The following is an 18,738-nucleotide window of genomic DNA, read 5'->3' on the forward strand; positions in this document are numbered from 1 at the left end:
AGCTCCCACATTTTTATAGTCGCGCTTACTTCTCGACGAACGCACGCTCGATCAAGTAGTCACCCGGCTCACGCATGCGTGGCGAAACCTTCAGGCCGAAGCTGTTCAGCACTTCGCTGGTCTCGTCGAGCATGCTCGGGCTACCGCACAGCATGGCGCGGTCGTCTTCAGGATTGATCGGCGGCAGGCCGATATCCCTGAACAGCTTACCGCTGCGCATCAGGTCGGTGAGGCGGCCTTCGTTTTCGAACGGCTCACGGGTCACGGTCGGGTAGTAGATCAACTTTTCACGCAGCGCCTCGCCGAAGAACTCGTTCTGCGGCAGGTGCTCGGTGATGAACTCGCGGTAGGCGACTTCGTTGACGTAACGCACGCCGTGGCACAGGATCACTTTTTCGAAGCGCTCGTAGGTTTCCGGGTCCTGGATCACGCTCATAAAGGGCGCGAGACCCGTACCGGTGCTGAGCAGGTACAGGTGTTTGCCCGGCTTCAAATCGTCCAGCACCAGGGTGCCCGTCGGTTTTTTGCTGATGATGATCTCGTCGCCTTCCTTCAAGTGCTGCAATTGGGAAGTCAGCGGGCCATCCGGAACCTTGATGCTGAAGAACTCCAGATGCTCTTCCCAGTTCGGGCTGGCGATGGAGTAAGCGCGCATGAGCGGGCGGCCATTGGGCTGTTGCAGGCCGATCATCACGAACTGACCGTTCTCAAAGCGCAGGCCCGGGTCGCGGGTGCACTTGAAGCTGAACAGAGTGTCGTTCCAGTGATGAACACTGAGGACACGCTCGTGGTTCATGTTGCTCATGTACGGGGAACTCCTGGAAATGGGTCAGCGCCAAAAATGGTAGGTGCGCAATTGCACAGTATTCTAATGGCGGCGACAATATCTGTTAACTGGATTATTAAGATAAGGGTTATCGGTTATATAGATATGCGATTTACTCTCCGTCAACTGCAAGTCTTCGTCGCCGTCGCCCAGCAGGAAAGCGTGTCTCGCGCTGCTGGCCTTCTGGCCTTATCTCAATCCGCCGCCAGCACCTCGATCACCGAGCTGGAGCGCCAATCCAGCTGCCAATTGTTCGACCGCGCCGGTAAACGCCTGAGCCTCAATGCCCTGGGTCATCAATTGCTGCCCCAGGCGGTGGCGCTGCTGGACCAGGCCAAGGAAATCGAAGACCTGCTCAACGGCAAGTCCGGCTTCGGCTCCCTGGCGGTCGGCGCCACCCTGACCATCGGCAATTACCTGGCGACGCTGCTGATCGGCAGCTTCATGCAGCAGCATCCCGAGAGCCAGGTGAAGCTGCATGTACAGAACACTGCACATATCGTGCATCAGGTCGCGCATTACGAAATTGATCTGGGTCTAATCGAGGGTGACTGCAGCCACCCGGACATCGAGGTGCAAACCTGGGTCGAGGATGAACTGGTGGTGTTCTGCGCGCCCCAGCACCCCCTGGCCCTGCGCGGGCAGGCGACCATGGAGCAGTTGACCCATGAAGCCTGGATCCTGCGGGAACAGGGCTCCGGGACGCGCCTGACGTTTGATCAGGCTATGCGCCATCATCGCAGCGCGCTGAATATTCGCCTGGAGCTGGAGCACACCGAGGCGATCAAGCGCGCGGTGGAGTCGGGATTGGGGATTGGTTGCATTTCCCGGCTGGCACTACGGGATGCGTTCCGGCGCGGCAGCCTGGTGCCGGTGGAGACCCCGGACCTGGACCTGGCCCGGCAGTTCTACTTTATCTGGCATAAACAGAAGTACCAGACCTCGGCCATGCGCGAATTCCTCGAGCTGTGCCGCGCCTTTACCGCCGGGGTGCAGCGCAGTGACGAGATCGTGCTGCCGAATATCGCCTAGATCAGGATAACTGCCCACACCACGGTGATCATGGTCAGCGCCACGAATTGCGCGGCGCTGCCCATGTCCTTGGCGTTTTTCGACAGCGGGTGGCGATCCAGGGAAATCCGATCAATCGCCGCCTCCACGGCCGAGTTGAGCAACTCGACAATCAGCGCCAGCAGGCACACGGCAATCAACAGTGCGCGCTCTACGCGGCTGACCGTGAGGAAGAAGCTCAACGGAATCAGGATCACGTTGAGCAGGACCAACTGGCGAAAGGCCGCCTCGCCGGTGAAAGCCGCACGCAAACCATCCAGGGAATAGCCCCCGGCGTTGAAGATACGTTTGATACCGGTTTGACCCTTGAACGGCGACATAGGCAGGCAACTGAGCAAAAAATGATGGAAGGAAGCTAGAGCACGTCAAGTCAAAAAAGCGTGAACAGCACCGCTCTATTAATGGGAAATTGACTCAAGCTGTTGCAAGAGCAGCGCCGCCTGGGTGCGGGTGCGCACGCCCAGCTTACGGAAAATCGCGGTGACGTGCGCCTTGATGGTCGCCTCGGATACGCTCAGCTCATAGGCGATCTGCTTGTTCAGCAAGCCTTCGCAGACCATGGTCAGCACACGAAACTGCTGGGGCGTCAGGCTGGCGAGCCCTTCCTGGGCGGCCTTGGCTTCGGCAGACACGTTGATTTCTTCAAATGCCTGGGGCGGCCATGAGACATCACCGTCCAGCACCGTACGCACCGCAGCTCGAATCTGCTCCATCGAACTGGACTTGGGGATAAAGCCACTGGCCCCGAACTCACGGGAGCGCACTACCACGTCTGCCTCTTCCTGGGCCGACACCATCACCACCGGAATCTGCGGATACTGCCCGCGCAACAGTACCAGGCCGGAAAACCCGTAGGCGCCGGGCATGTTCAGATCCAGCAGCACCAGATCCCAATCAGTCTTGTCAGTGAGCTGGGTTTCCAGTTCAGCGATGCTGCCCACTTCAACCAGGCGTACATCCGCGCCCAGCTCCAGCGTAACCGCCTGGTGCAGCGCGCTACGGAACAGCGGATGGTCATCGGCAATCAGGATTTCGTATGTGGCCATTTATTAAATGATCCTGTTTTTTATGGGAGTACCGATGGGTTCGGTGCTCACCAACGTACGAGGTGCCAGCCCGCGGCTGTCACGAACAGTTACGCTTGATGGCATTTTAGCCGGCTCAGGCGATGCAGTGCCATCATGCAAATGTCATCTGGCCGCGAAGTCCTACAGATAAGGTGCAAGACGGGTATGGACACTGTCCGTCGGATCCAGCGCCAACTGGAACTTGGCCGCCAGGTAATGGGTACTGAAAACATCCAGGTAGGCGTCCAGCACTTCGCTAGCCTGCTGGTCCTCGGCCAATTCCAGGCACAAGGCAGCCACTTCGGCAGTGCAGAAATGGTCATCGCGCTTGGAGCGGCGCAACTTGTAGCGCGATAACTGCTCCGGTTCCAGGCTCAGTACCGGCAGGTGCTCCAGATACGGGCTCTTGCGGAACATCTTGCGCGCTTCGCTCCAGGTGCCGTCCAGCAGGATAAACAATGGACGCTTGCCATCCGCCACCTTGACCTCGCTGACCACCCGCTGCGGCGCTACAAACTCGCCGGGGAAGACGATATAGGGCTGCCATTGCGGGTCGGCCAGCAGCGCCAGCAGCTCAGGTTCGACGGCCGTGCGCGCCCAGGGAAAAGCACTTGTATCGTCGATTACATCCGCTATCAACCAACCGGTATTACTCGGTTTCATCGGTTCCACGTCATGCATCAACAGGCACATGGCCGACCTGGCCTGGACCTTAGGGCGCCACGCACACAAGCAGTATTCGGGGATGACCCGGCATCTGGGGCAACGTTCGGCACGCGAGCCGCGTGCGACAAAAGGGCTGACGGCACGGGCCAGGCGTTGGGTACGCAGACGGAAGACCGCATGACTCATAGCGGGTGCCGTTGTGAAACGATGAAAATCGACACGGGCAAAACTCGGGGCAGCAAAAGTGCCGGCAGTTTACCAGAGCCGCCCAACCAATACGCCTGGCCGTCGCGGCGACAGGTCACCTATAATCCCGCGCCACTGAACGCATAGCGCAGTGACGGGTCTATGGACCAGTAACCGAATCAGGAGAGTTTCATGCTGCGTCTTATGTTGCGTCTTGCCGCCCCGACCGTCGCCCTGGCGCTGGTATTACCCGTAGGCGCCCAGGCAGCCTCCCTGGTGGAGCTGCAAATGAACAAGAAACTGCAAAGCGTCGCGGCAGAAAGCAACAAGGACCTGCCCAGGGAAATTGATGAACAAACCCTGGAAGTGGCCTACACCGTCGAAGGCATGCAACTGATTGACCACCTGAGCGTCCTGCCAGAGCGCGCCGAACAGATGCGCGCCAACCCCAAGGCCGTGTATTTCCAGCTGGGACAGAGCGTCTGCCTGAATAAAGGCTATCGCGAATTGATGGCCAAGGGAGCGGTGATGCGCTACGAAATCACCGAAAACAAGACCAACCGCCCGGTGGCGTCGGTCAAGTTCGTCGAAGCGGATTGCCCGGCTCCGGCCAAGAAGAAAAAGTAAGTCCCTCCCCAAGCGCCAACATGGCCCCTGTTGAGCTGTGCAGCAGCCCTGGAACCTGAGTTGTCGGCCTATCTGCCAGACCTCAGGGGGGCTGCTACGCAGCCCAACGGCAGACAAGCCTCCTTGCCACAACCCTTCCTGCAAAACCTTGATCAATCCCTATTAAGTTATTGCCAGACAAGACTTTAGGGGCTCATGATCGAGCCATCCGGTAACATTTCCAGGGCAAAAAAGGTTGCCCTCGCGCGACTTGCAGTGCAAAGGTTTTTAATCACAAGGAACATACAGAGCCTGTTTCGTCGCCGTCAGCAGCCTGCAATAAGACGCCGGGGCTCTGTAACGAAGGAGAAGCTGAATGCCTGATCAACCGAATGACCTGCTGAATCGTCATTTTCCAGGAAACGGGACCGACCTAGCCCAGCAGGTCGAAGCGCAACTCAACCTGATTGCCCCCAGTAGCCCGAATATTTCGCTGTATCGCGACATGATCCTCACCGTGCTGCGCATGGCCCAGGACGACCGTGACCGCTGGAACGCCAAGATCACCTTGAAAGCAATCAATGAACTGGACCACGCGTTTCGTGTGCTCGAACAGTTCAAAAGCCGCCGCAAGGTCACCGTCTTCGGTTCGGCCCGCACCCCAGTGGAAAGCCCCCTCTACGCCCTGGCCCGCGAAGTGGGCGCGGCCCTGGCCCGTTCGGATCTGATGGTCATCACCGGTGGCGGCGGCGGCATCATGGCTGCCGCCCACGAAGGCGCCGGGCTGGCCCACAGCCTGGGGTTCAATATCACCCTGCCCTTTGAACAGCATGCCAACCCGACCATTGATGGCACGGAAAACCTGCTGTCGTTCCACTTCTTCTTTACCCGCAAGCTGTTTTTCGTCAAGGAAGCCGATGGGTTGGTGCTGTGCCCGGGTGGCTTCGGTACCCTGGATGAAGCCTTGGAAGTCTTGACCCTGATCCAGACCGGCAAGAGTCCGCTGGTTCCAGTAGTACTGCTGGACGAGCCCGGCGGTGGATTCTGGCAAGGCGCCCTGGACTTTATTCGCAACCAACTGGAGGCCAACCGCTACATCTTGCCCACCGACCTCAAGCTGGTGCGCCTGGTGCACAGCGCCGAAGAGGCAGTGAACGAAATCAACCAGTTCTACGCGAACTTCCACTCCACCCGCTGGTTGAAACGCCAGTTTGTGGTGCGCATGAACCACCCTCTCAGCGAGCGTGCGTTGGCGCATATACAGACGGCATTCGCTGACCTGCGGCTGAGTGATGACTTCCAGCAATTGGCCTATGGGGGCGAAGAGCACGATGAGGCGCACTTCAGCCACCTGACGCGACTGGTGTTCAACTTCACCGGGCGTAATCAGGGGCGGTTGCGGGAGTTGGTGGATTACATCAACTTGCCGGAGAACTGGGCCCAAGCCCAGGGTAAAACACAGCAACGCGTAGCGCCGGAACCGGCGTGAGGCCGTAAAACGCAAAAAAGGCCCGCTATTTTCATAGCGGGCCTTTTGTTTTAGTGCTGTTTTATGTGGGAGCTGTCGAGCCCCTTTGATCGCCGCTTGCCGAAGAATCAGTCGTCCAGATCTCGACCGCTCAACAAGCGGCTGATCATCTCCATTGAAAACCCGCGATAGCTCAAAAAGCGCCCTTGCTTGGCACGCTCACGGGCATCAATCGGCAGATGGCCGGCAAACTTGCGACGCCAGGTGTCTTCCAGTTGCGTTTGCCAACTGATGCCACACTCACGCAACGCCAGTTCAATATCGGCGCGCTGCAAGCCCCGCTGACTCAATTCCTCACGAATCCGCGCAGGGCCGTAGCCCGAGCGTGCCCGGTAGGAAACAAAACTTTCGAGATAACGGGCTTCGGAAAGCAGCCCCTCTTCCGTCAAGCGGTCGAGGGCTGTTTCGATCATTTCGGGAGGGGCGCCACGCTGACGCAGTTTACGCGTCAGCTCGACACGACCGTGCTCGCGTCGTGCGAGCAGGTCCATTGCCGTACGCCGTACGGCAACCAGCGTATCGAGTACAACTGTCATCGTTGGACTCAGATATCAGCGTCGGCTTCTGCCATGTCATCAACAGGTTCGCGGTTGGCTGCTGCCTTGACGTCTGGCGCCGGGGTCAGCAGCTTGTCGCGGATCTGCTTCTCGAGGGTCGCCGCGATATCCGGGTTGTCCTGCAGGAACTTGGCCGAGTTGGCCTTGCCCTGACCGATCTTGCTACCGTTGTAGGCATACCAGGCACCAGACTTCTCGACAAAGCCGTGCAGCACGCCCAGGTCGATCATCTCGCCGTTCAGGTAAATACCTTTGCCGTAGAGGATCTGGAACTCAGCCTGACGGAATGGCGGAGCCACCTTGTTCTTCACAACCTTGACGCGGGTTTCGCTACCGACAACCTCGTCACCTTCCTTCACCGCGCCGGTACGGCGGATGTCCAGACGGACCGAAGCGTAGAACTTCAGCGCGTTACCACCGGTGGTGGTTTCCGGGCTACCGAACATCACGCCGATCTTCATCCGAATCTGGTTGATGAAGATCACCAGGCAGTTGGCGTTCTTGATGTTACCGGTGATTTTACGCAGCGCCTGAGACATCAGACGGGCTTGCAGGCCGACGTGCATGTCGCCCATTTCGCCTTCGATTTCAGCCTTTGGTACCAGGGCTGCCACGGAGTCGACCACGATCACGTCGATGGCGTTGGAGCGCACCAGCATGTCGGTGATTTCCAGGGCTTGCTCGCCGGTGTCCGGCTGCGAAACCAGCAGGTCGTCGACATTGACGCCCAGCTTGCCAGCATATTCAGGATCCAGGGCGTGCTCGGCATCGACGAACGCACAAGTGGCGCCCATTTTTTGTGCCTGGGCAATCACCGACAGGGTCAGGGTGGTTTTACCAGAAGACTCCGGACCGTAGATTTCAACGATACGGCCTTTTGGCAGGCCGCCAATGCCGAGCGCGATGTCCAGACCCAGAGAGCCAGTGGAAATAGCCGGGATCGCCTGACGGTCGTGATCGCCCATACGCATTACGGCACCCTTGCCGAATTGACGTTCGATCTGACCCAGGGCCGCAGCCAAGGCTTTCTTCTTGTTGTCGTCCATTAAAGTCCTCACGTAATCAATAAGGCCTGACGGCCAACACCTGTATAAGTAGACAGTATTGTTCCATAAAGATCGGGGATCGCCTACCCCTGATTTTCTATTTCTGCTGCAGCTCGTCGCAACAGCCCCTCTAATGCGGCTTTTACCGTTTGTCGGCGGACCTCGTCGCGGTTGCCGGGGAAGTGCTCGCACTCAGCCGTAACCTCGTCACCGACACCCCAGGCCAGCCAGACAGTGCCCACCGGTTTGTCCGGCGAGCCGCCATCGGGGCCCGCCACGCCGCTGACCGCCACCGCAAACCGCGCCAGGCTTTTTTCCTGGGCGCCCCGGGCCATGGCCTCGACCACTTCACGGCTCACCGCGCCGACCTTGGGGAACAGCCCCTCCGGCACATTGAGCTGACGGGTCTTCTGGCGATTGGAATAGGTCACATACCCGGCCTCGAACCAGGCCGAACTCCCCGGGATACGGGTGATGGCTTCGGCGATGCCACCACCGGTGCAGGATTCGGCGGTGGTGACGTGGGCATTGAGCACCTGCAAACGTCGGCCAAGTTCGGCGGCGAGTTGGGTAATTTCCTTCACGGTCGTCTCCAGGAAAGTGCAGGGGTTTGCCTACCCTACAGGAGCCCATCGGCCACGCAAGCTGCAGACGGCTTCAACAGATTACCGGGTGATGGCACTTACATACGCCTGGCAGGCCCGCAACGCGATCAGTCCGTTATCGCCGGCATCGGTGATGCCGATAATTCGTTGAGCATGCGCCGGGTCAAGTCGACCTCGCGGGGCTCCATGAACCACGCTGCCGGCGGCGGTGGCCGGCATTGCGCGGCCATTGGCGGGGTCGGTGGCGTCGAGAAGGACTGACAAGCGCACATCAGCAGTGGCCAACCGATCGCGCAGATAAACCTGGTGACGCTGTGCATCGCTCAACTCCCGCGTGTGTTGTTGATCGCTGGCGTGAAGCTGTTGCTCCAACGCCCGACGCCTATCCTGTTCGGCCCGGTATTGGCCCTGTGCTTCCTGGCTTTGCCGGTTGAGCAGGGCTGAATGCCGTGCGGCCTGGCGCTCAAAGGCCAGGCCATGACGCCAGGCCTGGACCTGCCAACTGGCTGCCGCCGAGATAGCCATCAGCAGGGCGACCGCCCATATGCGCCCGCTCAACGGCATAACACCGCCCTCGCCTTTTCCCACAACTGTTGGCGGTGCTCCAGTCCGTTGAGGCCACTATTGATACGGCGGGTGATGGTGGTGAATTGGTCCTGGTCCGCCAATTCATTCAAGCCATTGCTGTGCCAGAACCAGGCGGCGGATTCGGCCGCCCATTGCGGCTGCTCCAGCAGTTCGGGGAAATGCAGCAGACGTTCATCGCCAAACAGCGCCCGGCTGCAGGCCAGGTAATTGCGTCGCCCGGTAATCTGGATCAAGCCGCGGCCCCGGTACTTCTGGCCGTCACCGTCGGCGTCGGGAGTGTTGCCCAGGCGTGCAGCCAAGGCGCCCGTGTCGTATTTGCTCAGGTAGTGCTCGCCGCCCAGTTCACGCACGTAACGCAGCTCGCCGGACTCGTGCCCGACCTGGGCGATAAAGGCCGCCATCCGCTTAGGCCCGGTGATGTGTCGATGGAGCATGGCGGCGTTCAGCGCCAGAATAAAAACGCCCGCTTGGGCGCGGGCGTTAGGCAGGATCTGTTGCAACTGCGTCAGCGTGATCATCCTTGATCTCCAACCATTTAAGAGGCCAATCCACGGGCCATGATCGAACTGCGATACCCCGTCGTCGTGTCGCCTACATGGGTCACCTTGTCAATCGACCAGCGCCCCTGCATATAGCCCGGCCAGGTTTCATCCAGCAACAACAGGCCTTCGGCGGACAGCAACGGGTTACCAGGGCAGTCGATGGTGATGCTCAAACCTTCACGCCCCACCCGGCGCAACTCGCCCTGTGCCACTGAGCGCGCTTCGGTTTCACTCTGGCACCGTTGGCGCAACGTCTTGAACGGCGCGATCCCCACCTCGACCACGCGCTGGCGAGAGGCCGCGGCATCCCACCAACTGACACGGCACCCCTGGTATTTGGCCCGCGCATTTTCATCAACCCGGGCACTGATAAACGCCTGCTCGCCGGGACGGTTGTCATGGGTCACCGACAGCCGCACATCCGGCAGTTGCTGGCCCGAGAGCGACTTGACCTGGCCGCTTTCCGCCAGCACATACAGCTCGTTGACCGGCTTGGTCACCGCGTTGTAACGCCCGGCCAGGCGGGTGATAAAGCCCATGTCCGTCTCGTTGGACTGGTCGATATGATCAATCGCAATCCCATCCAGCGACGGCGCCACCCTGGGCGAAAACCCATGCCGCGTCGCCAGTTGGCGAAACAGCGCTCCAAGGGTCGTGGGCCCATGGCTGGCGGAACGGCGCTGGCGGTAGCCACTCTGGTCCATCACGCTGAACGGCGCCGCCGTGGCCACGATCACCAGGCGCATGGGAAACAGGTAAGGCGTGCGCTGGGTAATCACAAACTCGCCTTTTTCCACCAGCCCCGACTCGCGGTAACCCACGCGCAAACCGATCTTGGCGCCCAGGCTCGGCAGGCCTTCCAGGCCCTCGATATTGATGGTCAGTTCGAGGCGGTCGGATTCGATCCCCGCCGCGTCGGTGTGCTTCCACTGCATCAGCCGTGGGTTGATCAAGGCCGCGTTGGCGCCATAAATCTCCACGACCGGGGTAAATCCCATTGCCATGTTGCCTCCTTAATCCCAGGCCGAAACCGGCTTTGCAACACCCGGTTGCGCGTCCATCTCGGGCACGATTACCCCGATGCCCGCCGGCAACACTGGGCCATACTCGGCAAGCCCGGGGTTCAAGCGCCAGAGGGTTTCTTCGGCCGCGTCATCGCACCGCCCCAGCTCACGGTAGAGCAGCAGGTTGACCGAATCACCGGCAATACTTCGGACTCTACGCATTGATAAATTCCTCAAGCACCAGCGTCCACTTGATCACCATGGCAGTGCCGTCATCAATCACACTGGCCTGGTTTTCCGTGACCGCCGTAATGCGCCACAACCCCCAATTGCGGCCGATGCCATCGACCAGCGGCAGCGATGCCCGTGCATCCTGCAAGGCGCGCAATTGGTCCAGGCGCTGCATGCCGACGGCCGCCATGGCGGTTCCATTGAAGGTCAGTTTTTCCAGCTTCTGACCGTTCTGTCGCGACTGGGGCTTGCTGGCAATAATCTCCAGGTCGCCCCAGCCACCATCACTGCTGCGCTGGAGCGCGGAATAGGCGAACCCTCGGGACAGCCCGAAAATAAAGTCGCCCAACACCATCTGCTGTCGCATCAATCACCTCCGTCGGTCAGTGCCGCATTGCGCCGAACCGCCAGTGAATCGCTGAGCATCGGCACGCATTGGTTTTGCAGGCTTTGCAGGACCCGGTCGACCACCTGCTGGGCGTCGGCAGGGTTGACGCCGGTGATCTGGATGCTCGGCGCCAGGGTGACCTGGACGTTGTCCGAGCGGGCGCTGTTGAGCTCTTTGCTCACGGCATCGGGCGATGGCAGGCGGTCACTGGGGCCGAACAATTTTTCACCGAGCCAGTTACCGCCCTCGCCGCCCAACAGGCCACCGATAACGCCGCCCACCGCAGTGCCCACGCCAGGGAATACCAGGGTGCCAAGGGCCGCTCCGGCAGAAGCGCCGGCCCATGCGGCACCGGCGGTACCGAGGCCGCTGCCGACGGCTCGCATGTTGCCGCTGCGCACGCCCCGGACGACGTTGATGGCCGCCTCGGCGGAGCGCAATGGCGTCAACCTGCGCACGCCGATAGACCCCAGCCGGCTCAGGGTTGGGACCAGGCGGGAGGCTGGGGCCTTGCGCAGGCCGAGGGCTGATGCACTCTTTAATAGCAACGCCTTGCCTGTGTTCAACGCACGGGTAGAAACCCTTCGCAGGCTAGCGCTTACCGAAGTCACCCGCGCCAGGAACCCCGTTTTCAGGCCGTCAAACACCTTGCCTGCGCGCTCGCCCAGGCTCCTCATGATTGCCATGGGCCCGGTGGCGCTCCTGCCGGTCCCTGAGGTTTTTCTCGGCATCGGTGGGCTTGTGCGGCCAGTGCCGTTTTGCCTCACCGTTTTTCGTGACCCTTTGGGCCCGTAACGAGCCCGCCCGGTCAAGGGTTCGCTGGCGCCTGGGCAGCAGCAGTCCTTGCTATCGTCCCGGAACAATTTCCCGACGTAGGGCAACTTGCCCAGCGTTGCATCGACTACCTTGCCCGATACCCGGCTCTTGACCGTATCAAGCAAGCTTTCACCCACCCATTTGGAACTCTTGCTCAACCAGGACTCAGTCGCCGAGGCCTTGTCTTCGGGCGCAGCTTGCGGCGCACTGGTCATGGTTTCAGCGACCGTGCCGCCCAGCGGCCCACCCGTGATAAACAGGGTGCCATTAAGGGTTTCCAGGCTCTCGCGCAGGCGCACCTGTTCCTCGGTCAACGCGTGGATATGCAGGCTGGCGTTGGCCAGGGCCAGGCTCAGCTCAGACGGCGGCTCGGTTGCGCCGCCCACACTGGAGGCGCCAACCAGACTTTCGTCCTGTGCTTCAAGCAGGCCCGACAGTTGCAAGGCGCCACTTTCGGCCAGTGCGGGAAAGGTCATCCAGCGTTTGTCTTCGTCGGCGAGCTTGAGCGTATATCGAGGGTCTTGCATCTCGCTCTACTCCTATTTGACGCCAAGGCGATTGATCGCGATGTCGTAGCGGCGCAATGCTTTTGCGGCATCCCATTCGAGGATTTCCGCTTCGTTTACCGAGTAAACCAGCGGTACAACGTCGAGGATTACTTCGATGTCGCGCTGCGAAAGAAGTCCGCCGGTTTGTTTAAAAAATCGTCGATGCGCTCCTGCAATTCCGTCCAATCAGGCACCGTCAGGCCGTCCAGATCGGGGATCATCAGGCCGGTGCAGTGCGAGGTAATGAACTCGGCGCGCTCTTTGTTGGTGGCGAGTTTTTTCATCACTTTGGTGGCACGCAGGGCAGGCATTTCCAGGGTGACGCTGGTCAATACGCGGCCGGCCACTTCCAGTGGCAGCAGCAGTTGCACCTCCTCGCCGGGCTCGGTGGAACCTTCCAGAAAGAACGAAGCCGGGCGCGTCGACAGGTCGTGCACGTACTGGACGATGCTCACGTAGTCCGGGCGCTTGAGTTGGTCGAGTTCCTTTTCCGAGAGGCCGGTGGCCAGTTTAGCCAGCTCGAAGAACTGGTCGTCCTCATCGTCGCCCGCACGGGCCAGGGCCTGTTTTTGTGGGGCGTAGAACAAGGGTTTGAGTTGGATCTGCTCGATCGTCGCACCGCTGTCGGCGGTGATGGGCGCCAGCAGGATATGCAGGGGTGGCTTCCAGGCCATGGGCGAAATTCCTTGATGAACAATGTTGAACACGTGGACACGGTCAATGTGGGAGCTGGCGGGCCTGCGATCGCGCTGTGTCAGCAGCCTCATTTGTCACTGGTAGACCGCTATCGCAGGCAAGCCAGCTCCCACACTGGCCGTGCCTATTTCCGATTCGTGGAAGGGCTTACGGCATCAACACCGCACGCCGGGCATCGCCGAGGATGTCGACGCCGTTGAGCACAAACTTCTGGGTGCGCACGTCGATGTCGATCACCGGCACGCCGTTGTCCAGGCGATGGTAGGTGCGGCAGGACAGATCCAGGGTGGTGGTGGCCTTTTCGCCCATCTTCAGCTTGGCTTCCTCCAGGGATTTGAGCTTGCCGCCGACGGTGTGGTAGGTGAAGTAGGTCTTGCCATCCTGGTCCTGGCCCGCTTCGCGCACGTTGAGCAGGATGTCTTCGCCCAAGCGCACGCCCAGGGCCAGCATGATTTCGGGACCGGCGCCTTGCAGCACCAGCTTGGCGCTGAGCACCTTGGCACTCTTGGCCATTTCCTCGGCGATAAAGCGCCCGCCGGACATGGACTCCATCTCGAATTCGATCTTCGGCGGGGTGAATTCCTCGACAGTCGCCGACAGCGGCAGGCCTTGGAGGGTCGCCGCAATGGCCTGTCTGACTCGGTTGGTAAACATTAGAGAACGTCCTCCAGGAACTGCTCGATGATTTCATCGCGGGCATTGAGTTGATAAACCATGTGTTCGTTCGGCGCGTAGCGGCCGTAGTCGATCACGATGAACCAGGTGCCGTTCTTGTACTTCTCGACACTGTTGAGTTCCGGGTGCAGATACACGCTGCCGCCAGGAATGGTTTCGTCGGCCACCAGGGTTTGCAGCCAGTCGTTGATGCGCTTGACCTCCTGGTCCATGAACGACTTGGTCAGGTTGTGCGCCATGGCTTTCTGCCCGGCCTTGACCAGCTTGCGGCTGATGGCGTCTTCCAGGCCGACATAGCTGATGAACTTGCCGGTGAGGGAGCGGTTACCCAGCAGCGAGAAGCCACCGAGGATGGTGCGCGCGTAGTAGCTCACGCCGTAACGGTTGAGCAGGTCGCCTTCGGTGGAGGTGTCGAGGATGTTGTACTCGACCACGCGGGACACGTCTTCGGCGAAGGTCACCTGGTTGCCCGGGCTTTCCCATTGCTTGACCTTGGCCAATGCGGCGATGGCCAGGGACGACGGCGCGAGGAATACGTTTTTCTTCGCCGCCTTGGAGTACACCGACGGCATGTTGTGCACCAGCAGGCAGCGGTCGAAACCCAGGTCGGCACCACCCAGCTCGCCGCTGTAGGTCACTTGGTCGGCGACGCTGGCGTCTTTGCCGTCCAGCACCACACGGGCCTTGATGCGCTTGCCGAGCGCGGCAAATTCACCGGCCACCGCCTTGGTCCCGGTAAAGCCCGGGGCACCGATGATGGTCAGGTCTTCAGGAACGCTGCTCAGCGCCGCGAGGCCCAGTTTGCGACCGGTTGCCGGCTCGTTGCCGCCGATCACGTTGTTGAGGGTATCGGCCGGGGTGGCGCCCTCTTCGACGATCACCACATACACCGGCACCTTGACCACTTTGAGGATCTGGTACACCGCATGAAACAACGTGCCCGACTCGGCGCCGGTCGGGTCCAGCAGCGCCTGGGCGGTGAAGCTGTTGATGCGAAACGGGGCGTTTTTCGGGATCGACAGGTGCGCATTGGGCGCGGTGCCGACCAGACCGATCACGTTGTCACCCAGGCCACCCATGGCCTCGGGGGATTCGCTGGCATTGACGGTGATGCCGTTATGCTCGAAGTTCAAAACCTCAGCCATGATTATTCAGCCTTCTTGGTGACGGCCTTCTTGGCCGGTGGGGTGTCTTGGGCGGCAGCCAGCACGCTGGTCAATTCCAGGCGGCCGGCGGTGCGCAGGGCGGTTGCTTCGACGTCCAGCAGGTCCAGTTCCTGGCCGACGGCGGACCAGTGGCCACCTCCGGTGGGGAATGGGATGAGGACGGTGTAGGTTTGGCGGTTGGCCATGGGGGGACTCCAGAAACGCGAAAGCCCCAGCGATGGGGCTTTCTTGGATGCGAAAAAAAACCGCTTTCGCGGTGTTTATGATTGCTGCCGGATTACTCACCTGGCAGTGGGTAACGAGCCTTGATTTCGGCGACTTTAGCCCGCCATGCGTTCTCCTTGGCCTCGGTTTGATCGTACTGCCACTCCATATAGAGCGGGTCCGAATCTGTTCGGTAAGCCAGGCGCCGATTGAAAGCTATATCAGCGGCCTGTTCGACCTGCAAAGCGGCGTCGACTTCGGCTTTAGAAAACCCCATCTCAAGCAACTGCTCTACAGTCACATTGTAGAAAGTCTGATCTTTATTTCTGAATTCTTTAATCATCATCAAACTCCAGCAGCCACGACGTTGCCAACATTACTCAGCAAATTAGACAGACTTCCTCCGGAGTCCTTTACCAAACCAGTCACAAGGTGCGACCAAGTTTTATTTCCTGTAATCGACGAGGCAAATACCGACAACAACATCGTAGCGCCGGCCAACTCAGCAAATTTCGTTGAAAACTCCGCATCCACAACGGAGGACGTAAGCTCCACCTTATAGTTAGCAGAGTACCCGGAGTAAAAAACGTTTACCGCACCCAACGTCAGCTTACTACCCGAGAAGGTAACCGAGCCCTGCACGGAAGCGGCCGGACCATGTGCGCGATGAAACAGAGACGAAGCAAAGGAATACCAACCAGACGTTCCTGCTTTTAATACAGTCGGCATAACAACATCAACGAATCGAAAGTAGACACTGCCACCCTCGAGCGACAAGAAGTGAATATTTGAGCTACCAGCCATATATTCGCCAACCTTCGGAGAAAAAACCGGGTTACTCCCTGAACCATACCTCATGAAAACCAGCTTATTCGCGATTGACCAGTAAGGGGTTTGCTCAGTAGGAGCCGCATACTCATGCGTCTGAGCTGCCTTCAGGTAAATCGTTACATAAGGGGTAATATTAGATCGCCCCATCGCCTCTTTAATAGATTTGAGCGGGGCCTCCACCGATCCCAAGGCCAGATCGCTACCACCTACCGCATCGACATAAAATGACCGGGACATTTCAGGAATTGCACGAACCGCCGCCAAAACAGAAGCATCTATTTCAGCGACCTTCCCATTTATCGCACTGGTTAACTTATTTGCAGCCGCGACCAAACTAGTGATCGTAGTTTCCATACTCATATTCAACTCCCTATATTGCTTATCTTATGAATCAGCTCGTCACTTGGCTTCCAGAGCCATGACTCGAAATAGCACACCAACATGCCGAGCCATATTGTCAACGCTGGCCGTGGCAAGCTCTGCAATCTCCTCGGTCAACAACACATTCAAGTTCTCACTCCCCACCACAATCGTCACGCTATCCGCCGGCAACGGCGAAATATCCAACGTAAACTTCTGCAGCACCCGAGCAGCCGCCGCCTTATACGTCAGCAACTGCCCCGCCACCGAATACACGGCCAACAACGTCCCACTGGCGAGATAAAACCCAAACTCGCCAATCTCATACTCGCCATCGCCATCAAACAGCGCGGCCATGCGCAGTTGGCGCTGGCCCAGGTCTTCGTAGTCCACAATCGCCACCCGCTGGCGCTCATTGCGCAGGGCGGTTTCGTTGCCGGTGGGGTTGTAGCGGCCGGTGCCGGCGGCGATGTGGGTGATTTCGCCTTTCAAGCCTTGGTTCTTTGCCTGCAGCACTTCATCCAATCCCTTGGAGGTGAAGCGCACCAGGCGCGTGATGTCATCGGTCATGGCTGCGCCCTGAGGTCGTAGTCGTTAATGGTGTAGTGCTGGGCCACGCCCGCACTGTTAAGCCTTGAACTGAGCATCAGTTCCGGCAGCGCGCCCCACAGCGACAACTCGCCGTCGCTCAACGCCCGGTGGGCGGCGCCGGTCATCGGCAGCCCACCGTGCACTTCATGCACCAGGGTGATGGTGGCCAGGTCGCGCTCGCTCTTGGCCGCGTTGATACGGCGGATCAAGCGGTTGTGGTCGCCACTGGACCAACTGCGCCCGATGATCGCCTGCACGTCGAAGGTGTAGGGCTGGGCCTGCGGGCGCTGTTGGTACCAGGCCAGAATATTGGGGGTAAACCCCAGGGATTCGACCGCGTGGCTCAACGCCTTGGGCGTGCCGGCCTGGCGCTGGATTTGCCAGGACAGCGCCACCGTGAGGCGTTTTTCGGTTTCGTCGGCAGAGGCATTCCACTCACTGACGCCACGGTCGGCGGCCAGGTAAGGCAGGAACGGCGCAGGCGTTTGCAGCGGGTTCATCAGCGCCGGGAAGGGCGGGACGACCCGTTCGAGCAGTCGACCAAAGCCCAGGTCCAAAGCCTTCTCCAGCGGTGAGCTGTTGGCAGGCAACAGGCTGGGAGATTGTTCAGTCATAAGCTGCGCACCTCCACCTCGACACCCGTGCAGTACGGGGCCTGGAACGCCGTGGTGATGATCGGCGCCAGCGGCTCGAGAATCTCCAGCTGCGCCGCCCCGGCGGTGTGGATGGTGTAGTCGATCCAGCTCGGGTCCACACGCCCTTCCAGGCAGTGACAGGACTCGGCATAGGTCTGCAGCAACTGCTGGGCCGCCACTTGTGTCAGCCCCGAGTCCGGGCCGGCGTTGATCTTGGCCACCACGCGGATCTTGTACGGCACGATCTGCGCACCCTGCACCGTGACCCAATCGGTTTCCGGACGTACATCGGGCCGGGCGAAATGGCGCCGCACCCCTTCAAGCAAATCCGCCGACGGCGTGCCATTGCCGGTGCGGGACAGCACGGTGACCATGACTTGCCCAGGCGCGGTGCGCCGGGCGTTGCCGTCCTTGACCTGGGCGGCATAGCCATCCGGGTCGAAGGTATAGCTGACCGTCACCACCCCCGCAGCCGTACCGTGGACTTTCACCGCCGGCCGCTCGCCGAGGGTAAAGACCTCGCGCCGATACTGCATGCGCGAGCCGGCAGCCGGTGCGTGGGGGGCCAGGTAGTAACGCAGACGGGCATCATCATCGCTTTCCAGGGTCGGCGGCACGGGCGGGAACGCCGCCGGGTCGCCGGGGTCGAGCACCTGGCGCTCCAGGCCCATATCGGCCAGGCGCGCATCCAGGTTGCTGCCGGTGGCCCACCACGCCAGCATCTGCTGGATGCGCGCGTTGTACTTGCGCTCATGGGTTTGCAGGCGCACACAAAACGCTTCCAGGGCCAGGGTCAGCAACTCGCTTTCGTTATCCAGGCTGACCTTGAGCTTGACCGCGCTTTGCGGGGCGCGGGCGGCGACATAATCGACGACAAACGCCTTGAACTGCGCCAACAGCGGCTCGAACTCGTCGACGGCGATCAGGTCGGGCGGCGCCAATTGGTTCTGCCCGGGGATCAACATGCTCATGTCACCACCTCGAAGGATTGCTTGCGGTTTTTCCAGGTGCCGGCAAACCGCAGCAACAGGCCAGCGCCCTGGCGATTGGCGACGATGACTTGCGGAACAAAATCGGCGATGCCGTTCTGTGGGTTGTAAAAAGCCTGGGCAGCGTGGCTTTGGGCGAGGATCAACAGGTCGTCGCCCAGGTTCTGCCCCAGCAGTTGCGGGATCAGCGAACCGTACAGCGGGCGTTTCTGCCGTGTGCCCAAAGGTGTGGTCAGGGCCCGGGTGGCGCGCTGGACAAATTGCGGCCAGTCGTCCACCACGGCTCCGGTGTTTCTCTCTATTCCGATCATGGCAA

The 18,738-nt window shown here is 60.1% G+C and carries 26 protein-coding genes; 3 read left to right on the forward strand and 23 right to left on the reverse strand.

Annotated elements, in window-relative coordinates:
- Nucleotides 1–25: 25 nt before the first annotated feature.
- A complete protein-coding gene (fpr, locus tag PSH80_RS20850; RefSeq protein WP_024073760.1) occupies nucleotides 26–805 on the reverse strand; it encodes a ferredoxin-NADP reductase in 780 nt (259 codons plus the stop codon).
- Between the two features lie 126 nt (nucleotides 806–931).
- Here fpr and PSH80_RS20855 point away from each other — a divergent pair, with 126 nt between their 5' ends.
- On the forward strand, nucleotides 932–1,858 hold the full coding sequence (locus PSH80_RS20855; RefSeq protein ID WP_032858383.1) for a LysR family transcriptional regulator: 927 nt from the start codon (nucleotides 932–934) through the stop codon (nucleotides 1,856–1,858).
- Here PSH80_RS20855 and PSH80_RS20860 read toward each other — a convergent pair.
- The 3 genes from PSH80_RS20860 to PSH80_RS20870 all read right to left on the reverse strand — a co-directional run bounded on the left by PSH80_RS20860 (nucleotide 1,855) and on the right by PSH80_RS20870 (nucleotide 3,816).
- Nucleotides 1,855–2,223, reverse strand: a complete 369-nt coding sequence (locus PSH80_RS20860) for a diacylglycerol kinase (protein WP_169959843.1) — start codon at nucleotides 2,221–2,223, stop codon at nucleotides 1,855–1,857. The two genes, PSH80_RS20855 and PSH80_RS20860, sit on opposite strands and share 4 nt — an antisense overlap.
- 72 nt (nucleotides 2,224–2,295) lie before the next feature.
- Nucleotides 2,296–2,943, reverse strand: coding sequence for a response regulator transcription factor ErdR (gene erdR / locus PSH80_RS20865; protein WP_057958630.1), 648 nt, complete (start codon nucleotides 2,941–2,943; stop codon nucleotides 2,296–2,298).
- 162 nt (nucleotides 2,944–3,105) lie between these two features.
- Complete coding sequence (locus tag PSH80_RS20870; protein WP_057439360.1) at nucleotides 3,106–3,816, reverse strand: tRNA-uridine aminocarboxypropyltransferase; 711 nt, start codon at nucleotides 3,814–3,816, stop codon at nucleotides 3,106–3,108.
- A 192-nt stretch (nucleotides 3,817–4,008) separates the two neighbouring features.
- Here PSH80_RS20870 and PSH80_RS20875 point away from each other — a divergent pair, with 192 nt between their 5' ends.
- Both PSH80_RS20875 and PSH80_RS20880 read left to right on the forward strand, forming a co-directional pair.
- Nucleotides 4,009–4,443 (forward strand): PA3611 family quorum-sensing-regulated virulence factor, encoded by a 435-nt coding sequence (locus PSH80_RS20875; RefSeq protein WP_057439359.1) that lies wholly within the window; start codon nucleotides 4,009–4,011, stop codon nucleotides 4,441–4,443.
- 355 nt (nucleotides 4,444–4,798) lie between these two features.
- Nucleotides 4,799–5,911, forward strand: a complete 1,113-nt coding sequence (locus PSH80_RS20880) for a TIGR00730 family Rossman fold protein (protein WP_169989565.1) — start codon at nucleotides 4,799–4,801, stop codon at nucleotides 5,909–5,911.
- 107 nt (nucleotides 5,912–6,018) lie between these two features.
- Here the strand turns inward: PSH80_RS20880 and recX are convergent, their stop codons facing one another.
- The 19 genes from recX to PSH80_RS20975 form a co-directional block, all read right to left on the reverse strand.
- A complete protein-coding gene (gene recX / locus PSH80_RS20885; protein WP_057439357.1) occupies nucleotides 6,019–6,486 on the reverse strand; it encodes a recombination regulator RecX in 468 nt (155 codons plus the stop codon).
- Nucleotides 6,487–6,494: 8 nt separating this feature from the next.
- Nucleotides 6,495–7,553 carry a recombinase RecA gene (gene recA, locus PSH80_RS20890; RefSeq protein WP_029295312.1) on the reverse strand — a complete coding sequence of 353 codons (1,059 nt, stop codon included), beginning with the start codon at nucleotides 7,551–7,553 and terminating at the stop codon, nucleotides 6,495–6,497.
- Between the two features lie 83 nt (nucleotides 7,554–7,636).
- Nucleotides 7,637–8,137, reverse strand: a complete 501-nt coding sequence (locus tag PSH80_RS20895) for a CinA family protein (protein WP_057958628.1) — start codon at nucleotides 8,135–8,137, stop codon at nucleotides 7,637–7,639.
- Nucleotides 8,138–8,218: 81 nt separating this feature from the next.
- Nucleotides 8,219–8,722: a lysis system i-spanin subunit Rz gene (locus PSH80_RS20900; protein ID WP_057958627.1), complete on the reverse strand. Its 504-nt coding sequence runs from the start codon at nucleotides 8,720–8,722 to the stop codon at nucleotides 8,219–8,221.
- Nucleotides 8,713–9,264, reverse strand: a complete 552-nt coding sequence (locus PSH80_RS20905; protein WP_305418160.1) for a glycoside hydrolase family 19 protein — start codon at nucleotides 9,262–9,264, stop codon at nucleotides 8,713–8,715. The genes PSH80_RS20900 and PSH80_RS20905 overlap by 10 nt, the downstream gene beginning before the upstream one ends.
- Nucleotides 9,265–9,281: 17 nt before the next feature.
- Nucleotides 9,282–10,292 carry a contractile injection system protein, VgrG/Pvc8 family gene (locus PSH80_RS20910; protein WP_057439356.1) on the reverse strand — a complete coding sequence of 337 codons (1,011 nt, stop codon included), beginning with the start codon at nucleotides 10,290–10,292 and terminating at the stop codon, nucleotides 9,282–9,284.
- Between the two features lie 9 nt (nucleotides 10,293–10,301).
- The gene (locus PSH80_RS20915) at nucleotides 10,302–10,514 is read right to left on the reverse strand and encodes a tail protein X (RefSeq protein ID WP_057439355.1); all 213 of its coding nucleotides are present in this window, start codon (nucleotides 10,512–10,514) and stop codon (nucleotides 10,302–10,304) included.
- Nucleotides 10,507–10,890 (reverse strand): phage tail protein, encoded by a 384-nt coding sequence (locus PSH80_RS20920; RefSeq protein ID WP_305418163.1) that lies wholly within the window; start codon nucleotides 10,888–10,890, stop codon nucleotides 10,507–10,509. Before PSH80_RS20920 ends, PSH80_RS20915 begins: the two co-directional genes overlap by 8 nt.
- The gene (locus PSH80_RS20925) at nucleotides 10,890–12,254 is read right to left on the reverse strand and encodes a tail tape measure protein (protein ID WP_233096817.1); all 1,365 of its coding nucleotides are present in this window, start codon (nucleotides 12,252–12,254) and stop codon (nucleotides 10,890–10,892) included. The genes PSH80_RS20920 and PSH80_RS20925 overlap by 1 nt, the downstream gene beginning before the upstream one ends.
- Nucleotides 12,255–12,382: 128 nt before the next feature.
- A complete protein-coding gene (locus PSH80_RS20930) occupies nucleotides 12,383–12,949 on the reverse strand; it encodes a phage tail assembly protein (RefSeq protein WP_057439353.1) in 567 nt (188 codons plus the stop codon).
- Nucleotides 12,950–13,118: 169 nt separating this feature from the next.
- Nucleotides 13,119–13,625, reverse strand: a complete 507-nt coding sequence (locus PSH80_RS20935) for a phage major tail tube protein (protein ID WP_128593209.1) — start codon at nucleotides 13,623–13,625, stop codon at nucleotides 13,119–13,121.
- Complete coding sequence (locus tag PSH80_RS20940) at nucleotides 13,625–14,791, reverse strand: phage tail protein (RefSeq protein WP_128593208.1); 1,167 nt, start codon at nucleotides 14,789–14,791, stop codon at nucleotides 13,625–13,627. Before PSH80_RS20940 ends, PSH80_RS20935 begins: the two co-directional genes overlap by 1 nt.
- Before the next feature lie 2 nt (nucleotides 14,792–14,793).
- Nucleotides 14,794–14,997, reverse strand: coding sequence for a hypothetical protein (locus tag PSH80_RS20945; protein ID WP_057444703.1), 204 nt, complete (start codon nucleotides 14,995–14,997; stop codon nucleotides 14,794–14,796).
- Between the two features lie 92 nt (nucleotides 14,998–15,089).
- Nucleotides 15,090–15,359, reverse strand: coding sequence for a hypothetical protein (locus PSH80_RS20950; protein WP_057439350.1), 270 nt, complete (start codon nucleotides 15,357–15,359; stop codon nucleotides 15,090–15,092).
- Nucleotides 15,360–15,361: 2 nt separating this feature from the next.
- Entirely contained in the window at nucleotides 15,362–16,207 is an 846-nt protein-coding gene (locus tag PSH80_RS20955; protein WP_057958620.1) for a hypothetical protein, read from the reverse strand.
- 39 nt (nucleotides 16,208–16,246) lie between these two features.
- Entirely contained in the window at nucleotides 16,247–16,777 is a 531-nt protein-coding gene (locus tag PSH80_RS20960; protein WP_057958619.1) for a phage tail protein, read from the reverse strand.
- Nucleotides 16,774–17,412, reverse strand: a complete 639-nt coding sequence (locus tag PSH80_RS20965; RefSeq protein ID WP_057439349.1) for a phage tail protein I — start codon at nucleotides 17,410–17,412, stop codon at nucleotides 16,774–16,776. Before PSH80_RS20965 ends, PSH80_RS20960 begins: the two co-directional genes overlap by 4 nt.
- Complete coding sequence (locus PSH80_RS20970) at nucleotides 17,409–18,404, reverse strand: baseplate J/gp47 family protein (RefSeq protein ID WP_282405237.1); 996 nt, start codon at nucleotides 18,402–18,404, stop codon at nucleotides 17,409–17,411. The genes PSH80_RS20965 and PSH80_RS20970 overlap by 4 nt, the downstream gene beginning before the upstream one ends.
- Nucleotides 18,401–18,733, reverse strand: coding sequence for a phage baseplate protein (locus PSH80_RS20975; protein WP_038442971.1), 333 nt, complete (start codon nucleotides 18,731–18,733; stop codon nucleotides 18,401–18,403). Before PSH80_RS20975 ends, PSH80_RS20970 begins: the two co-directional genes overlap by 4 nt.
- Between the last annotated feature and the right edge of the window lie 5 nt (nucleotides 18,734–18,738).

Origin of the sequence: Pseudomonas sp. FP818 (genome assembly GCF_030687335.1) — a bacterium.
GTDB lineage: Bacteria > Pseudomonadota > Gammaproteobacteria > Pseudomonadales > Pseudomonadaceae > Aquipseudomonas > Aquipseudomonas shahriarae.

Bases quoted from the DNA above. Each gene is read 5' to 3' on its own strand.
- fpr (WP_024073760.1), bottom strand. From the start codon at position 805: ATGAGCAACATGAACCACGAGCGTGTCCTCAGTGTTCATCACTGGAAC.
- PSH80_RS20855 (WP_032858383.1), top strand. From the start codon at position 932: ATGCGATTTACTCTCCGTCAACTGCAAGTCTTCGTCGCCGTCGCCCAG.
- erdR (WP_057958630.1), bottom strand. From the start codon at position 2,943: ATGGCCACATACGAAATCCTGATTGCCGATGACCATCCGCTGTTCCGT.
- PSH80_RS20870 (WP_057439360.1), bottom strand. From the start codon at position 3,816: ATGAGTCATGCGGTCTTCCGTCTGCGTACCCAACGCCTGGCCCGTGCC.
- PSH80_RS20875 (WP_057439359.1), top strand. From the start codon at position 4,009: ATGCTGCGTCTTATGTTGCGTCTTGCCGCCCCGACCGTCGCCCTGGCG.
- PSH80_RS20880 (WP_169989565.1), top strand. From the start codon at position 4,799: ATGCCTGATCAACCGAATGACCTGCTGAATCGTCATTTTCCAGGAAAC.
- recX (WP_057439357.1), bottom strand. From the start codon at position 6,486: ATGACAGTTGTACTCGATACGCTGGTTGCCGTACGGCGTACGGCAATG.
- recA (WP_029295312.1), bottom strand. From the start codon at position 7,553: ATGGACGACAACAAGAAGAAAGCCTTGGCTGCGGCCCTGGGTCAGATC.
- PSH80_RS20900 (WP_057958627.1), bottom strand. From the start codon at position 8,722: ATGCCGTTGAGCGGGCGCATATGGGCGGTCGCCCTGCTGATGGCTATC.
- PSH80_RS20905 (WP_305418160.1), bottom strand. From the start codon at position 9,264: ATGATCACGCTGACGCAGTTGCAACAGATCCTGCCTAACGCCCGCGCC.
- PSH80_RS20910 (WP_057439356.1), bottom strand. From the start codon at position 10,292: ATGGCAATGGGATTTACCCCGGTCGTGGAGATTTATGGCGCCAACGCG.
- PSH80_RS20915 (WP_057439355.1), bottom strand. From the start codon at position 10,514: ATGCGTAGAGTCCGAAGTATTGCCGGTGATTCGGTCAACCTGCTGCTC.
- PSH80_RS20920 (WP_305418163.1), bottom strand. From the start codon at position 10,890: ATGCGACAGCAGATGGTGTTGGGCGACTTTATTTTCGGGCTGTCCCGA.
- PSH80_RS20925 (WP_233096817.1), bottom strand. From the start codon at position 12,254: ATGCAAGACCCTCGATATACGCTCAAGCTCGCCGACGAAGACAAACGC.
- PSH80_RS20930 (WP_057439353.1), bottom strand. From the start codon at position 12,949: ATGGCCTGGAAGCCACCCCTGCATATCCTGCTGGCGCCCATCACCGCC.
- PSH80_RS20935 (WP_128593209.1), bottom strand. From the start codon at position 13,625: ATGTTTACCAACCGAGTCAGACAGGCCATTGCGGCGACCCTCCAAGGC.
- PSH80_RS20940 (WP_128593208.1), bottom strand. From the start codon at position 14,791: ATGGCTGAGGTTTTGAACTTCGAGCATAACGGCATCACCGTCAATGCC.
- PSH80_RS20945 (WP_057444703.1), bottom strand. From the start codon at position 14,997: ATGGCCAACCGCCAAACCTACACCGTCCTCATCCCATTCCCCACCGGA.
- PSH80_RS20950 (WP_057439350.1), bottom strand. From the start codon at position 15,359: ATGATTAAAGAATTCAGAAATAAAGATCAGACTTTCTACAATGTGACT.
- PSH80_RS20955 (WP_057958620.1), bottom strand. From the start codon at position 16,207: ATGAGTATGGAAACTACGATCACTAGTTTGGTCGCGGCTGCAAATAAG.
- PSH80_RS20960 (WP_057958619.1), bottom strand. From the start codon at position 16,777: ATGACCGATGACATCACGCGCCTGGTGCGCTTCACCTCCAAGGGATTG.
- PSH80_RS20965 (WP_057439349.1), bottom strand. From the start codon at position 17,412: ATGACTGAACAATCTCCCAGCCTGTTGCCTGCCAACAGCTCACCGCTG.
- PSH80_RS20970 (WP_282405237.1), bottom strand. From the start codon at position 18,404: ATGAGCATGTTGATCCCCGGGCAGAACCAATTGGCGCCGCCCGACCTG.
- PSH80_RS20975 (WP_038442971.1), bottom strand. From the start codon at position 18,733: ATGATCGGAATAGAGAGAAACACCGGAGCCGTGGTGGACGACTGGCCG.